The following is a 15,681-nucleotide window of genomic DNA, read 5'->3' on the forward strand; positions in this document are numbered from 1 at the left end:
TATACCGTTTTAAATTTAAAAGACAACAGATTGTTTGTGTAGGGGCGCATGGCAATGCGCCCTTACGATCAATGTGTAGTCAAAGCTATTCAATTTGGTATTAGTAAAGCCGTACTTCTAGTTCTGTAACTCTATTAATTGAAGTACAGCAGATATATCAAGATGCAGATTCTATATATCTTTGCAATTTGCAAGAGTTCTACTTGATTCTGAAAGTCACAGATTAGTCTGAAAAGCAAAGTTTGATATGATAATGAAGATATTTTTTTAAACAACTATACTACATTTGTATTTATGAATACGAGAAAACGAGTTGCTATTATCGGAGCTGGTCTTTCTGGACTCACAACAATCAAAGAACTTGTGGAAGAAGGACACGAAGTAATTTGCTTTGAAAAAAATGATGATACTGGTGGAGTATTTTCTGATACAGGTTGCTATGACTCTGTAGAACTGACGGCATCTAACTACTTCATGGCGTTTTCAGACTTTATGCCATATGACGAAAGGGTAAGGTTTTGGACGAGAAAGGAGTATAAAGATTATTTAGATAAATATGCTGTCCATTTTGACATTAAGAAATATATTCAATTTAATTGTTTAGTGAAAGATATAAAAAAATTAGATAAAGGATTTGATCTTACCATTGAAAAAGAGGATAAATCATTCCATATCAAACATTTTGATAACTTAGCTATTTGTTCGGGACAATTTCAAAAGGCAAACATACCAAATATTAAAGGTATTGATACATTTCCAGGAAAAGTACTTCACTCTAGTAAATATAAGAATCCTCAACTTGGCGCGGAAATGTTCCGTGATAAAAAAGTTTTATGCTTGGGAATGGGAGAATCAGCCGCAGATGTTGTTACTGAAATATCAGAAATAGCAAAATCTACTGTTTTATCACTGAGAAGATCTACTGTTTTATCACTGAGAAGATATCATGTGTTTATCAAAAAATATGTCGGAAAAAATATAAAATTTGCCTCAGATGTTGTTCAAACTAGATGGTGGCACAGTCTATCGGCACAAATGAAAGCATTTTCTGTAAGAAGGACATGGTCTAATACTTTAAAAAATCCTAATATTCCAAAAGACGCGCCAATCAAACTGTTATCAGAACACATTGTCAAAGCTAAAGATGAACCTGGATCTATAGTCACAAAAAATGAACGCATTTTTGAAGCAGTAGCAAAGGGAATGGAAATAGATATTGGTGGTATTGAAGAAATTTCTGAGTCTACTGTTTTATTCAAATCTGGACGGAAAGAACAAATTGATTCTATATTACTCTGTACGGGATTTAAATTCGATCTCCCTTTTTTAGATTCAAAATATCAGATTGAAAATATTAGAGATTGTTACCTACAAATGTTTCATCCTCATTTAAAGGATGAGTTAGCCTTAATAGGCTTTATTCGACCTCATCAGGGAGGAATTCCCTTGATGGCTGAACTTCAAGCTCGATATTATGCCTTAGTTTTATCTGGTAAAAGAATCCTACCAGATGATCTGGAAGAATTGGCTCAAAAGGATAAGAAAAAATGGGAAAATGAGTATTATGAAACGCCTCATGTTTTTGGATTAGTGAATGGAGCTCGCTATAATGAGAAGATAGCAGATCTAATAGGATGTAGACTTCCTATGCCATCTCCTGTTTTTTCTTTCAATGAATTTTATGTATATTGGTTTCATCATATTTGGCCTTGTCAGTTCCGGATTGTAGGACCAGGAAAAAGAGAATCTGCTAAGTCCAAGTGGATTCTAGCACCCAGTATTCATCAACATAAAACAATAGTGAAAAAAGTTTCATTCACTACATACAAATTTCTAATTTTCTGCTTAATTTGGATTACAAGTAAGTTTATTAAAGATGAAAAAAGGAAATTGAGACCTATTTTTAGTAAAAGTTGAAAATAAAAAATTATTCCTAACTAAGTTGAGATTGAAGAATACAGACACAGTAAACAAGAATGGCTGGAGAAATTTTTAGCATTACCTAACGGGATTCCATCACGTGACCATAGTTGCAAATTAGCTCACAAAATTAATAATCTCATTAGCGGTAGCCTGAGATTTTTCTAAATGAGGTACATGACCGCAGTTTTCAATCCATACTAATTTATTATCGGGAATCCCCTGAGCAAATTTAGCTGCGTCTTTAGTCCCCAGGATTTTATCTTGTTTACCCCACAATATTAAAGTTGGCTGTTGCAAAGTTGAAATTTGCTTAGCAAAAGAACCATATCCACCACTTTTGGTAAAAGCAATTAAAGATTTATCCCAATTGGGGCACTTCAAGTGCATAGCAGCACAATCTTGAGCATCTATACTGGCAAAACTTTTATCGAAATAGGCTGAACGGCTAATATTTTGACGAACTTTAGGATTACGTAAAAATTCTGTAGCGAAATAATCTAACGGTGGAAACATAAACTTGCCAATAGCCGGTGGTTTAGCTAAACCAGCGCTATCAATTAAGACGAGTTTCTCTACAGCCTCAGGATAAGTTAATGCAAAATCAATTGCTGTAGCACCTCCCATAGATGCACCAGTTAAGATTACAGGCTGCTTAATTAAGGTTTTCCAAAAATAATAAAGGTGAGTTTTGATATTTTCGGGATTGAGAGGAATGTCTAAATTTCTTTGAGTAAAACCAAATCCTAGTAAATCTACTGCCCAAGTGGATTGTTTTTCTGCGAGTAAAGGCAATAAACGACGAAACTCTAGTAAAGAACTGTCAAAACCGTGAATTAAAAATATTGGTGTGCCACCGTTTCCTTGATTTACATAGGTAGTTGCAATACCATCCTCAGTTAATGTTGTTGAGATAAATTCGAGTTTAATCTTTTGTGCGAGAGCGATCGAGGTTGATTCGGTTAAATTGCTAGCTTCAGGAGGGATACAACTGGGAAACATGAACAGGAGGTGATAAATAATGAATAATATCTTAGGCAATTATTAAACAAGTTAGCGCAAAATGGCATTTAATTATTCACGCAGAGTTTATTTAGGGGATACAGATGCAGCAGGAGTAGTTTATTTTGCTAGAGGAATGGAGATTTGTCACGAAGCTTACGAAGAGTCCTTGGCAGTGGCAGGAATTGGTTTACAACAGATGTTAATCGAGGGGACAATAGCCCTTCCGATTGTCCATGCCGAAATAGATTTTCGCCGTCCCATGTTTTGTGGCGATCTGCTACGAGTCAGCCTAGTAGTCAATCGAGTTAAGGATAGTGAATTTGCGATCGCCTATCAAATATTTAACGCTACTAATTTAGACAAAGTGCTAGTTAAAGCCCAAACCAATCATGTCTGTATTAATCCTCAGGATAGGGCAAGAGTAAATCTACCATTGGCAATAGTTAATTGGTTGGCACAAACAAAGTAATTCGGGTTCGGAATTCGGAATTCGGAATTCGGAATTTAGAATTGATTGGTTATAAAAATTAATCAACAAAAAAGCTTTTAGCTCTAAAGTTTACTTAAGTAAATAGCTAAGAGCTGATAGTGAGACAGTTGCGTTGGGCGGGTTCCCCGACTTGAGCAAACTGTCGAACCCGAAGGGCTGATAGCTGCGGCTTTGCCGCCTTTATGACTTTTGTAACAAAACTCGATAAACAGGTAAATTATCTCCCAGGACATATAGCTCTCTTTCGGTAGGTACTGGAAGTGGATTATCAGCTAACCAGGTATCTGAATGTAGTTGAGTTAGTAAAGGATTAGCAGAAAAGCGATCTCGCATTTCCCGTGCCACTTGCTCGATATCCGATTGTAAAAATACTTTGCCTCCTTCGACTAGATAATTAACCAAGATGTCAACTAACTCTGGTTGGACTACCCGCCGTTTATGATGTCTTTTTTTGAACCAAGGATCGGGAAACTGAATGGAGATTGTTTCTAAGGTATTAGCTGGTAAAGACTGGAATAGCACCGATGCTGAACTATTGATGTTACCAAACAGGTAATGCAGATTAGTCAGACCTAATTCATCTTTGAGCCGATTGGCTTCCATCACCAGTGGACGACGAATCTCGATACCTAGAAAATTAGTTTCTGGAATAAGTTGTGCCATTTCTAGCAAAAACCTACCTCGTGCACAACCAATATCGAGATGCATAGAGCGATCGCTTTTAGCATAAATTTCCTGCCAGATAGGTACTTCTATTGGTTGCTGAAACTTACGACTCAGGGGATTGACATGTTGGCGAATACGAATGGGCATAAAGGGGAGTTTGGAGTTCGGAGTTTGGAGTTCGGAGTTGGAAGTTCAGAATTTTTTTTATTGAATAGTATGTAATTTGAACTAAAATCTATGATTGACAAAGTTTTCGGCTTGTTAAACTTACAATAATCTGAATCTGAACTTTTTCTCGTTGAGAAAATGATCAAGATTTTTTGGTGTCTATGGCAATTACAGTACCGCTAAAGTCATAAACATTACCTTGCAGTTGGATTGATGAGCCAATTTTTACCTTTTTGCTACCTCCTAAAACAAAACCACTATTAGTAACTTCGGCTCTACTACCTACAGTCATCACAATATCTTTAATCATGGCCACTTCAGGACGAGGATCTGGCAAAGCCTTAACTGTTCCATCTGGTTGAGGTACTGGAGTTGTTCGAGGTAAAAGCTCAGTAGAGACTATTTCTACTTTTCCTGCAGGTTGATTGCGGATGACAATATCAGCTTTTTTTTCTTGCTCAAATTCTTGAACCAAATTATCAAAATTAGCCACGCTTAATCCTCTAACTAATACCTTCACTTCAATGGGCTTAAGTTTAGTCTGAGCAACAATGTTGTTAGTTAAGGGCGTACCAGGGAAAAAGAAAATACCGACAACGACGAACAGGATTACGCAAGCAGCAGCTAAGTCGAGAATGCTAACCTTGCCAAATAACCTTCCCTTGGAATCAATAATTTTCATAATCAAGCGTCGGAAATCTCTATTCCTATTTAATTTCGTATATATTATCGGAGAAAATGTCTGCAAATGACCACCAAGTTGGAAATTGTTTTGATTGAAGTTCAAAATCTTTGGGCATTCATCAATCAGAACGAAACGAAATTAATTCTGAGCAAGGCTATTTCCTCCTGCATTCATACTCAAAGCTGCAAATTTAAGATTTTGAAGAAAGCAATATTTTCTTGAATTTGTTTTGCTTTTGTCAAAGAAAACCCGATTATTCGCTCTTGGGTATTACTGCTCTTTTATAAGATCAAGTAATCTACTTCACCAGACTGTCTAGCTACAGTAAATGTCTAAAGATATCATGATTAATTAATAATTCATATTTGAGTAAACAAATACTATGTCTCAATCAACTAATAATAACAATCAAGATTTATTCAAAATTCTGGTGGCAGTTGCTTGGATTGATGGAGAAGTCCAACCAGAAGAAAGAAAATTTTTAGAAAAAATAGCAGCGCAGAAAAATTTAGAGTCTACAGTAGAAATACAAGATTTATTGAATAGTCATCAAGCTACCTCGACCGCCGAGGTTTATGAGTTACTCAAAGAATATCTGGGCTCTAATCCTAGTTCAGATGATTACCATGATTTGCTATCAGCTGTTAGCTCCTTAATTTATAGTGATAATGATATTGCTACAGAAGAAGCTTCACTCCTGACAGAAATGCAGAATCTCGATCCTACAAACTCAGAGAATGCTTCTGTTTTTGATAAATTAATTTCTAAAATTCAACAACTATATCAAGCGGGATTATCATCAGTTTGACGACTCCACCAGTTAGCTCCCTATCGGTCGCTTCGGGCGGTCAACAGCGTGGGGAGACCCCAGGCTTACGCCCTCAGAACAGGTGGATTCTCACTTCCTTAGAACTTGCTCAGTCGTGGATTTTTCACGTCCACTCCTTAGTCTGACAGTTCCTCCATGAGCAGTAGCCTTGCGCCCCAAGGCTAATAAACGTAGTGCTTCATCTCTAATGTTTTTGGCTGCGTTGATGTCCCTGTCTATGTGCTTTTCACCACAGTTTGGACAATCCCAGAATCTAACATCGAGAGGAAGTTTATCTATCTGGTATATAGTCTTACTTTTACTGCTTGAAGCATTATCAGAAGAAAACGAATCTGATAAGATTGTAACAGACAACCCTCTACGTTGTATAGTTCGCTCTCATCTCCAACCTACTTCGTTGAGGATGGAGATTTTCCGCTCACACGGTTAAGGGAAAAGGCGGTATTCCACCTGAACCCAAATTACCCTTGAATCCAGAAGGGATAGTTTTGGGTGGAGAATTGTTTAATCCTGATTTATCAAGTAAAGCTGATAATACTTCGAGATCATCATCAGAATCAGAATTGACATTAAAACCAGAGGATGTAGTTTTAGGCGCAGAATTGTTTAATCCTGAGCTACAACAAGAACCCAATCATACTTCTACTTCATCGCCAATAAAACCAATTCCCACTGTCCAGGGAAATATAGTTCCTGCGCGGGGAGTAATATTGAGCAAAAATGGAGATGTAATTCTAACTGCCTATCAAACTCAAAGTAGATCGCGATCGCCTAGTAATTCAAACAATTGCGTCAATCAGGTAAATTAAATATTCAAACTGCTATACAATCTTAAAACTATAAAAATAGTAATAATACCTAGACATATCTTCCTGTAAGATAGCTTTGATTTACTTGGAGATATGACGTGAAACAGGCTCTTTTATTATTGATTTCCCTAAATTGTTATCTTTTGGGAATCATAATCGCCTTAAATCCTGCTACAGCACAAGTTGTTCCAGATGGTACAACTAACACTACAGTTGATGCTGAAGGGAATAATATTACGATTAATGATGGCGATCGCGCGGGGAATAATTTGTTTCACAGTTTCCAAGATTTTTCAGTTCCCGATGGTGGTTCAGCCTTATTCAATAATGAGCAGGCGATCGAGAATATTTTTTCGCGAGTAACAGGAGGAAATATTTCTAACATCGATGGTATTTTAGGTGCTAATGGAAGTGCAAATTTGTTTCTCGTCAACCCCGCAGGAATTATTTTTGGCGAAAACGCCAGTTTAAGTGTTGGCGGTTCCTTTTATGGCACTAGTGCTGACAGTATTTTGTTTGAGGATGGAGAGTTTAGCGCAACAGATTTAAATAATTCACCTTTGCTAACTATAAATGCGCCTATAGGTTTAAGTTTTCGGGATAATCCAGGAGACATTATCAATCGTTCTACCTCCAATAATGATCGAGCTTTAACAGTTAACGCAGGCGAAAGCATTTCTCTAATTGGTGGCAATGTTACCTTGAATGGTGGACAAATTTTGGCACCAGGGGCAAGAGTTAATTTGGGCGGACTCACTGCCACAGGAACTATAGAACTAGACAATAATGGTGGCTTCAGTTTCCCTGAAAATGTTGCCAGAGGAAATGTGTCCATAACTAATTCTTCCAGAATTTTTGTTGCTTCAGATGGAGGTGGTTCAGTAAAGATTGATGCCAGAAACTTTGAACTTGCTTCTGATAGCTTTATTGCAGGTGGTATTGCTAATGATGTGGGAACTCCAAATGCTCAAGCTGGAGATATTATTATAAATGCAACTGAAGATGTTGTCATAGATGCAACTGAGAGTAACGGTTCAACTACTATCAACAATAGTAATTTCGGTGTTGGCAATGCAGGCAATGTAGATATAAATGCCCGTAATATATCATTTGTTGATGGTGGCGCAATTACTAGTTTTAGCAATGGATTAGGTAATTCAGGAAATATAACTTTGACAGCCACTGAAGATATTAATTTTGATGGTATTTTTCAAAATCAGACAAGTGGTATTGTAAATAGTCTACTAATCCTTCAAGACAATGATAGCGGGGTTGCAGAGCAAACAGGAATTCCTGGTACAACTAATATAATTGCCAGAAATTTGACTTTGACCAATGGCGCACAAATTTCCAGTATCAATAGTGGGGTTGGTGATAGTGGAAATATCAATATTGATGTTATTGATAGTATCAATATCAATGGGGAAGGTGAATTATTAAGAGATGATGGAACATCAAGATTAATTAATAGTGAAATTACTACTAGCGTATTTGGTTCAGGCACCGGGAATACTGGTGATGTTAATATTTCTACCAATAATCTTTCTCTGACTAATGGCGGTGCGGTCAGCTCTGATAGCTTTGGCAGAGGCAATGCTGGGGATATTAATATTGCTGCTCAGACAATTAACATTGATGGTCTAGGAAGATTTCAAGAAATCGTTGATGATAGTGGACAAGTTTCTCGATTAGCTAGTCAAAGTAGTATTTCCAGTGAGACTCTTAGCACTCTTGGCTCAACCATAATTGATGATGGAATAGTTGCTGAGGGTAATGGTGGAACTATTACGATTAATACTGATTCATTATCAATTACTAATGGCGGTGATATCAGTACCAATATTGGGGGAATAGGAAACGCGGGAGATATTGAGATTACTGCTAAGACAATTGATCTTGATGGTCAAGGATTTTTCGAGATTGTTGATAATAGTGGACAAATTTCTCCATTAGGGGTTGTTAGTAGTATTTCTAGCGAAGTTGTCAGCGATCCTAATAGTTCAATAATTTCCCAAGGTAATGGAGGAAATATTACGATTAATACTAATTCTTTATCGCTGACTAATGGAGCTTCAGTTGATGCTGGAATTAGTGGTATGGGCAACGGTGGCAATATTGTCATCAACGCCCAAGAAAATACTTTAATTCAAGGCACAGGTACAAGTACCCTTAATGGAGAAACTATCAATCTATCCAGTGGGATTTCTGCTCTTCTCGGTGTTGGTGCTGTTGGCAATGGTGGCAATGTGGAAATTAACACAGTCAGATTATCTGTTATCGATGATGCTAGTATTTCTGTTACTACTCTTGGTGAAGGTAATGCAGGTAATTTAATAATTGAAGCCCCAGATTCCATTGAATTATTAAATGACAGCTCTATACTTGCTAATGTTGCTGAGAATGCTACTGGCAATAGTGGCGAAGTGGATATCAATACAGGAAACTTGAGTATTAGCGATAATTCACAAATCCAAACGGCAAGTATCGGCACAGGAGAAGCGGGAAACTTAAGAATTGATGCGAATTCAATCAATCTAGACAACATGGCAGGGATTGATGCATCTACTCCTATTGGTAATGGTGGGAATATTACTTTAAATGTTACTGAAGATATTACTTTAAGTAATAATAGTCTAATTTCCGCAGAGGCTTCCAATGAAGCTAATGGTGGTAATGTCAATATTGATACTAATTTTATAGTTGCGTTTCCTAATCAAGATAGTGATATCATTGCCACTGCCGAACAAGGTGATGGAGGTAATATTAGTATTAGTGCTCAGGCATTATTTGGTATTGAAGAAAGAGAAGCATTAGCAGATAACGTTACTAATGATATTGATGCTAGTTCTGAGTTTGGTTTAACGGGTACAGTATCGATTAATACTCCCGATCTGAATCCGATTCAGGGGGCAACGGAATTATCAAGTAACTTCATTCAGTCAGAGCAAACTGTTGCCCAAGCTTGTGCTGCTGACCAAAGTAAAGCAGAAGGCAGCGAATTATTAGTCACAGGGAAAGGTGGTGTTCCATCTGCGCCTGATTTGCCATTTGATTCTGAAGGGATAGTTTTGGGTGGAGAATTATTTAATCCTTATTTACAGCATAAAACTACTGATCATGAAGTTAGATCATCATCAGGATCGGCATTAAATCGTGAGGAGATAGTATTGGGCGAGGAATTGTTTAATCCTCAGTTACAGAATGCAACTGATAACCAAGCTAGAACATCAGTAATAAAATCAATTCCCACTGCTAAGGGAAATATAATTCCGGCACGGGGCATTAAATTGACCAAAAATGGAGATGTTATTTTAACCGCTTATCAAACTCAGAATAAACCTCGCACTCCGATTGATGCTGGTAATTGCGTCAGTCAAGCTAATTAAGAAGTATCTGAACTCTATTAAATATTATTTTAGTAGAATAAGCTAGCGATCGCTGATTAGCTAAATTTACCTCAAGTCAAACTAATTAATCTTCTAATCCTCCGATGACAGCATCAATTAACTCGTCTACGAATTCGTTGGTTAATGGTTGATGCTTGAGCAATAAACGATAAAATAGCGGACTATACAAAGCATCGATCGCCACGTCGGCATTGATATCTTTTCTCAGCTCTCCTCTCTCTACCCCGCCTTGAAATATTCGTTTGGCATCTTCTCTTCTGGGAATTAACCAATTATCTCGAAACGCAGCTATCAGTTCGTTATTAGATTGTCCGCAACCAATGACACTAGCTAATACTTCACCTTTAGGACTATTCATCAGCTTAACAATTTTCTGCATTTGCTTTCTAAAATCTTCTTTAGCTTTACCACTGTCAGGAAATGCAATCTCCGGGGTTACGAATTCTAAAAAAGCATCCATTGCTAATGCTGCTTTTGTTTTCCAACGCCGATAAATAGTTGGTTTGCCTACCCCTGCTTTCGCGGCGACTCCTTCAATAGTCAAGTCCATAAATCCTACTTCATTAAGTATTTCATAAGTTGCTTTAAGAATTTTCTCGCGGGTTTCAGGCGATCGCGGCCTACCTCTTCCAGATTTGACGTAGGTTTTCGCTTCTTTTCTTTTAGTAGTTGACATATCTATGTTATTTATCAAAATATTAATTACGTAGCGCAACGTTAATAAAAAACGTCTTAGTCTAAATTATGTCATATGATTACTTGTGGTCGAACCACACGGTTAAAAAGATTATCTTCTCGAACTGAAAAAAGGCGATCGCCAGTTATTGAACCGCTAAATTATTCAATCAAGATATGAACAAATATATCTGTTGCATCGGGAAAAATTTGTGACTCCAGAATGCGATAGCTCGTATTTTCAATTTTATCTAGAATTGATTTGAGGGCAATCTTGGAGAAAGAAGTTGAGTGGCCTACCTGCTCATGGTGTAAATAGTTCTGTGATGAAAAATCGATTTCACTAATCACATTAAATAGTACGTGAGCCGAACAGCATCGAACCATCTTTCTAATAAAATATTCCACATATTCTAGATGATGACTTACTCGCGATACCAAAACTCCTTGAGCGACAACTAGCGTGAACTTTTGTTTGACCTGAAAATGCTCGGAAATAAAATTTATCTGTTGAAATTCATGTTCTGGATAATTAACCCTTGTCAAATGCAGAAACTCGTCAACCAAATCGATTCCTAGATAGCGATCTATTTTGATTTTAGAATAGTTGTTTTTTAGAAAAGGTATTAGCTCTGCTTTGCCACAGCCAATGTCTAGAATTGAAACGTCTCCGTTTAGAGAGACATCTTCAAACATTCGAGAATGAAATCTCCAGTCCTTTTCACCAGTTCGTTCACCGAGACTTTTAGCAGAATTTATTCCCCCCTGTGAGATTTTTTCCTGATATCTCGAAGCGATTACTAATCCATCTTGTAACCACGCCTCAATCAAATTAGATTTCATATCAATACAGTCAAGCAATACATAAGTAGGTAGGCAGAATAATTTATAAAACCATACTATTAAGCTGTTTCTCTATTCCCTGTTCCCTATTCTCTTGCCGTAGGCATTTTATATTTAATTACACCCACCTACTTAACTATTTTAGAAACTTGTTAGAGTACTACTAGTCTGCCAATTTTGAAATGATGGATACTAAAAAAGTTTTGAGTTATAGGTTATAGGTTATAGGTTATAGGTTAAGGTAATCCATATTATGTGTTCCTTGCAGATAAAAACCGTAAAATATCAAGCAAACATATCTACAATTAAAAACATTAGAACGTAAGGATTCAGGTATTAAAAAGAGAGATAAGGTTGCACTCGTTAAGAAAACTGGGTAATGTAACGGTAAGATGAACCAGGAACCTGAGTTAAACGAACTAGAAAAACTCAACCAGTTGTCAAAAAAGGAACTGGTGAAGCTCATACTGAGTCAACAAGAAATCATCGAGCAGCTAAAAATAGAAATAGAGAAGCTAAAAATAAGCAGAAGCCTAGACAGTAAAATATCGTCAAAGCCTCCATCATCAGATTTACTCAAAAAACCAGAAAGAAAAGAAAAGTCATCGTCTCAAAAACCGAAAAAAAGTCCCGGGGGGCAATTAGGACATCAAGGGAAAACAAGAAAAGGATTTGGGCGAGTAGATCGCTGCGAAGTACTCAAAGCAGAAAAGTGCTTGAGTTGTGGAGAACTGTTAGCCTCAGCAGAATCAATCAAGATTGAAACCAACTCAGCAGCAGTATTAGTAGAAAGACCAATAGAAATAGTTGAGTATCAACGTCATCACTCTCTATGTCAGTGTTGTGGAGAAATAACATCGCCACAATGGTCTCATCAGATTGTACCAGGACAAGACTTGGGAATTAAGTTACAGGGATTACTAGGATGGCTAGGAAACTATGGGCATCTACCCTATCAAAAGCAGCAGGAACTATTGCGGGAGTTAGGTCAAATTGAAGTTGGATTAGGAACTTTAGTTGCCAGTAACCAAAGAATTTCAGCAGCTATTAAGCCCAGCATTAGTGAACTAGAAGAATGGATTAATCAGAATCATCCAACCTTAAATATTGATGAAACACCTTGGTCAGTAAGAGGATTAAAAGAATGGTTGTGGGTGTTTGCTAATCCGAATTTTTGCTTATTTCGAGCGGGGGATACTCGTTCGAGAAAAGAAATAGAAGACCAACTAGGCGCGCAGTATTCGGGAATCATTATCTCCGATGATTTCAGCGTGTACAATGGCTATCCGGTCGCAGCACAACAAAAATGTCAGGCTCACTTACGTCGTCACTGTCAAAGACTCATGAAAACACCAGGAATTGACAATGGATCAATGGGACTAGCTTTGACCGAAATTGTGGATTCTGCTTTTCGACAACATCGATTATGGCGTGAAAATAATCATCGGCAGCAATATCTCGATTCTACTACGCAATTAAAAACTCAAATCAATTTAGCTTTGAGTAAGTGGAGTGAGAAGGCAGGTTATGAAGCTGGTAAATTATTACGGAATTTGAAATTAAAAGCAGACCAATGGTGGTATTTCTTAGACCATCCAGAAATTTCGCCTGATAACAATCTCGCCGAACGTGCTTTAAGATTGGCAGTCACTAAACGAAAAATAAGTGGTGGTTCTCGCAGCATGACACGATTTCAAGATACAGCTAATTTATTGAGTGTGATTCAAACCTGCCGTTTTCAGGGTCGCTCTGTGATGGATTTTTTCACTCAAGCTTTATTGGCAACTATCGGTGTTATCGATCGCCCTTCTTTAATCCCTCAATTTAGTACCTGAATTCTTACATTAGAACTACAGTATTCCAGGAAGAGCAGGGAGTAGCACCAGAATTAGAATTTGATGGTTTAGACCAAAATGCTACTCACTTATTAGCTTTTATAAATGATAGAGCCGTGGGAACTGCCAGAATCAGGGAAATTGATCGGCAAACAGCCAAAATTGAGAGGCTGGCTGTTCTTCCAGAAGCGAGAAAGCAGGGTATTGGTAGAAAATTAATGGAAACAGCTTTAGAAGCTATCTCGCAAATGAATAAATTACGAGCGATAGTTCATGCACAAGAATATATTGCCCCACTTTATCAGCAATTAAGATTTGAAGAAGTGGGAGAAAAATTTAGCGAAGCTGGTATTACTCATGTCAAGATGGTCAAGCAGTTATAGTCGTACAAAGTTGTATTAGGACAAGCTTATGTGATTGCTCTTAAGTAATGAGTAATAAGTAATGAGTAATAAGTGTCCTAATGTAAGTCAGTATTGCTATATCTCAACAATAATTTGGTCTATCAAGTCATGTTGCAATTAGATAAACTCGCATTGAGACGAGCAATACTAAAGCAGAGACAGTCTCTTTCTACCGAGGAATGGCATACAAAAAGCAATCTGATCGGCGATCGCCTAAAAGACTTATCTGTATTTAAGGAAGCTAAAACAGTTTTAGCTTATTTTAGTTTCAAACAAGAAGCTGATTTAACTCCTCTATTTGCTTTCGATAAAAACTGGGGTTTTCCTCGTTGTGTAGATAAGTCCTTAATCTGGCATTTGTGGCAACCCGGTCAAAATTTAAACGTAGGTAAGTATGGAATTAGAGAACCTCAAGAAAATGCACCCATGATTAGACCTCAATCTGCTGATTTGATTCTGGTGCCAACTGTTGCCTGCGATCGCCAAGGATATCGCTTAGGTTATGGAGGAGGTTTCTACGATCGCCTTTTAAGTTCTATTCAAGGCTCCAATATGACCACAATTGGCATTGTGTATGATTTTGCCTTTCTGCAACAGTTACCCGTCGATCCTTGGGATCAAAAACTAGATTCTATTTGTACAGAAAGTCAATATGAGCAAATAGTTTTATAATTTACCATTTATTTTCTGGACTTAAAAATTACCATGATTACAGAATAAGCTGGAATTAAATTGCCTAAAAATTTAGTTTTCAATTTATCAAACTCGGAACAAATAATTTTTAATTAATAACTAATACTCGCTCATGGAAAAAAAACTTTTTATTGTTTTTGAAGGAATTGATAGTTCAGGCAAATCTACTCAGGCTGATTTGTTAAAAGATTACTTTGTGACCGTGGGGGAGCAAGCTGTAATTAGTTCTGAACCTACCAGCGGAATTATTGGCAATTTGATCCGTCAGGCATTAAAACAAAGAATTATTTTTAGTCGCGATCGCAATTTATTTGATCGGCAAATGGCTTATCTATTTGCAGCTGATCGTCACGATCATTTATATAATGATATTGATGGTGTATTTAAATTAATAGAAAATAATTATCATGTTATTAGCACTAGATACTACTTCTCTTCTTTAGCATATAACTGTGATACTGTAGAACAGTTTGAATTTATTAAAAAGCTAAATGATTCCTTCCCTAATCCAGATATTACAGTTTATATTGATATTCCAATTGAAGTTTCTTTAGCAAGGTTACAGGAACGTTCTCTACAAGAAATATATGAAACCAAGACTAAATTAACTAAAGTCAGAGAGAAGTATCAACAGATATTTAGCGAATATAAGGAAAAAGTGATTGTTCTAGATGGAACACAAGATAAACATCGAATTCATCAGCAGATAATTGAGTTTGTGCATACTAATTTTACATAGTATCTCTCTCTAAAAGTAATAAGTTGTAAGTTCTAATTCCTGACTTTGAATTCACGTCAGGTAGATGACTTCATTTATATCTAGTTAGTTGATTTCGATCAACTTATTGCTACTGGACAAACCAGACTTAATGATTATTTGAAACTTATTTACCTGATACCTCTCAGCTAGCAGTTTAATTAACTCTTGATTTGCCTTACCTTTGATTGGTAAAGATTTGAGACGAATGACCAAACTACCATCTTCTAACTCCTCTACTTTTTGTTGCTTAGAGTTGGGCTTTACCCTAATCTTAATTTTCATTTTTATAAGTTTTACTTAAGTATAATAATTCAAGATATATCTAGTTAATTAGAACCGTGATTAAAACAAGCGATACAATCGATGATTGGTTATACTTAATTCTTGATTTAAAAAAATTAATTAATAATGTGCAACTAATTACTTGAATTTACCCTCTATATTCATAATATTCATAGCTAAAAAAACCTGAGCTAGATTGGAAATAATTCT

General features: G+C 36.7%; 16 protein-coding genes. 9 read left to right on the forward strand and 7 right to left on the reverse strand.

Annotated features, from left to right (window positions below):
* Nucleotides 1-294: 294 nt before the first annotated feature.
* Entirely contained in the window at nt 295-1,917 is a 1,623-nt protein-coding gene (locus PLEUR7319_RS0121315) for an NAD(P)/FAD-dependent oxidoreductase (protein ID WP_019507261.1), read from the forward strand.
* A gap of 120 nt (nt 1,918-2,037) precedes the next feature.
* Here PLEUR7319_RS0121315 and PLEUR7319_RS0121320 read toward each other — a convergent pair whose 3' ends face one another.
* Nucleotides 2,038-2,922, reverse strand: coding sequence for an alpha/beta fold hydrolase (locus PLEUR7319_RS0121320; protein WP_019507262.1), 885 nt, complete (start codon nt 2,920-2,922; stop codon nt 2,038-2,040).
* Nucleotides 2,923-2,983: 61 nt separating this feature from the next.
* On the opposite strand from PLEUR7319_RS0121320, the gene PLEUR7319_RS0121325 reads away from it, so the two are divergent.
* Nucleotides 2,984-3,394 carry a thioesterase family protein gene (locus PLEUR7319_RS0121325; protein WP_019507263.1) on the forward strand — a complete coding sequence of 137 codons (411 nt, stop codon included), beginning with the start codon at nt 2,984-2,986 and terminating at the stop codon, nt 3,392-3,394.
* Nucleotides 3,395-3,595: 201 nt separating this feature from the next.
* Here the strand turns inward: PLEUR7319_RS0121325 and trmB are convergent, their stop codons facing one another.
* Together trmB and PLEUR7319_RS0121335 are read right to left on the reverse strand one after the other, a co-directional pair.
* On the reverse strand, nt 3,596-4,228 hold the full coding sequence (trmB, locus tag PLEUR7319_RS0121330) for a tRNA (guanosine(46)-N7)-methyltransferase TrmB (protein WP_019507264.1): 633 nt from the start codon (nt 4,226-4,228) through the stop codon (nt 3,596-3,598).
* Nucleotides 4,229-4,391: 163 nt separating this feature from the next.
* Entirely contained in the window at nt 4,392-4,931 is a 540-nt protein-coding gene (locus tag PLEUR7319_RS0121335) for a DUF4330 domain-containing protein (RefSeq protein WP_019507265.1), read from the reverse strand.
* A 385-nt stretch (nt 4,932-5,316) separates the two neighbouring features.
* On the opposite strand from PLEUR7319_RS0121335, the gene PLEUR7319_RS0121340 reads away from it, so the two are divergent.
* A complete protein-coding gene (locus tag PLEUR7319_RS0121340; protein ID WP_019507266.1) occupies nt 5,317-5,742 on the forward strand; it encodes a TerB family tellurite resistance protein in 426 nt (141 codons plus the stop codon).
* A 90-nt stretch (nt 5,743-5,832) separates the two neighbouring features.
* Here the strand turns inward: PLEUR7319_RS0121340 and PLEUR7319_RS0121345 are convergent, their stop codons facing one another.
* The gene (locus PLEUR7319_RS0121345; protein ID WP_083892516.1) at nt 5,833-6,132 is read right to left on the reverse strand and encodes a zinc ribbon domain-containing protein; all 300 of its coding nucleotides are present in this window, start codon (nt 6,130-6,132) and stop codon (nt 5,833-5,835) included.
* A gap of 98 nt (nt 6,133-6,230) precedes the next feature.
* Here PLEUR7319_RS0121345 and PLEUR7319_RS0121350 point away from each other — a divergent pair, with 98 nt between their 5' ends.
* Together PLEUR7319_RS0121350 and PLEUR7319_RS0121355 are read left to right on the forward strand one after the other, a co-directional pair.
* Nucleotides 6,231-6,572, forward strand: coding sequence for a hypothetical protein (locus PLEUR7319_RS0121350; protein WP_019507268.1), 342 nt, complete (start codon nt 6,231-6,233; stop codon nt 6,570-6,572).
* 98 nt (nt 6,573-6,670) lie between these two features.
* A complete protein-coding gene (locus PLEUR7319_RS0121355) occupies nt 6,671-9,958 on the forward strand; it encodes a filamentous hemagglutinin N-terminal domain-containing protein (RefSeq protein ID WP_019507269.1) in 3,288 nt (1,095 codons plus the stop codon).
* A gap of 85 nt (nt 9,959-10,043) precedes the next feature.
* Here the strand turns inward: PLEUR7319_RS0121355 and PLEUR7319_RS0121360 are convergent, their stop codons facing one another.
* Both PLEUR7319_RS0121360 and PLEUR7319_RS0121365 read right to left on the reverse strand, forming a co-directional pair.
* Nucleotides 10,044-10,655 (reverse strand): TetR/AcrR family transcriptional regulator, encoded by a 612-nt coding sequence (locus tag PLEUR7319_RS0121360; RefSeq protein ID WP_019507270.1) that lies wholly within the window; start codon nt 10,653-10,655, stop codon nt 10,044-10,046.
* A gap of 161 nt (nt 10,656-10,816) precedes the next feature.
* Nucleotides 10,817-11,497: a trans-aconitate 2-methyltransferase gene (locus PLEUR7319_RS0121365; RefSeq protein WP_019507271.1), complete on the reverse strand. Its 681-nt coding sequence runs from the start codon at nt 11,495-11,497 to the stop codon at nt 10,817-10,819.
* 392 nt (nt 11,498-11,889) lie between these two features.
* Between PLEUR7319_RS0121365 and PLEUR7319_RS0121370 the strand changes: the two genes are divergently transcribed.
* From PLEUR7319_RS0121370 to tmk, 4 genes are all read left to right on the forward strand, one after another.
* Nucleotides 11,890-13,332 carry an IS66 family transposase gene (locus tag PLEUR7319_RS0121370; protein WP_019503489.1) on the forward strand — a complete coding sequence of 481 codons (1,443 nt, stop codon included), beginning with the start codon at nt 11,890-11,892 and terminating at the stop codon, nt 13,330-13,332.
* An 8-nt stretch (nt 13,333-13,340) separates the two neighbouring features.
* On the forward strand, nt 13,341-13,715 hold the full coding sequence (locus PLEUR7319_RS36300) for a GNAT family N-acetyltransferase (RefSeq protein WP_237743682.1): 375 nt from the start codon (nt 13,341-13,343) through the stop codon (nt 13,713-13,715).
* 129 nt (nt 13,716-13,844) lie between these two features.
* Nucleotides 13,845-14,408 carry a 5-formyltetrahydrofolate cyclo-ligase gene (locus PLEUR7319_RS0121380; protein WP_019507273.1) on the forward strand — a complete coding sequence of 188 codons (564 nt, stop codon included), beginning with the start codon at nt 13,845-13,847 and terminating at the stop codon, nt 14,406-14,408.
* A gap of 133 nt (nt 14,409-14,541) precedes the next feature.
* A complete protein-coding gene (gene tmk / locus PLEUR7319_RS0121385) occupies nt 14,542-15,168 on the forward strand; it encodes a dTMP kinase (RefSeq protein ID WP_019507274.1) in 627 nt (208 codons plus the stop codon).
* Nucleotides 15,169-15,252: 84 nt separating this feature from the next.
* Here tmk and PLEUR7319_RS0121390 read toward each other — a convergent pair whose 3' ends face one another.
* A complete protein-coding gene (locus tag PLEUR7319_RS0121390) occupies nt 15,253-15,471 on the reverse strand; it encodes a DUF167 domain-containing protein (RefSeq protein ID WP_019507275.1) in 219 nt (72 codons plus the stop codon).
* Between the last annotated feature and the right edge of the window lie 210 nt (nt 15,472-15,681).

Source organism: Pleurocapsa sp. PCC 7319, from assembly GCF_000332195.1.
Taxonomy (GTDB): domain Bacteria; phylum Cyanobacteriota; class Cyanobacteriia; order Cyanobacteriales; family Xenococcaceae; genus Waterburya.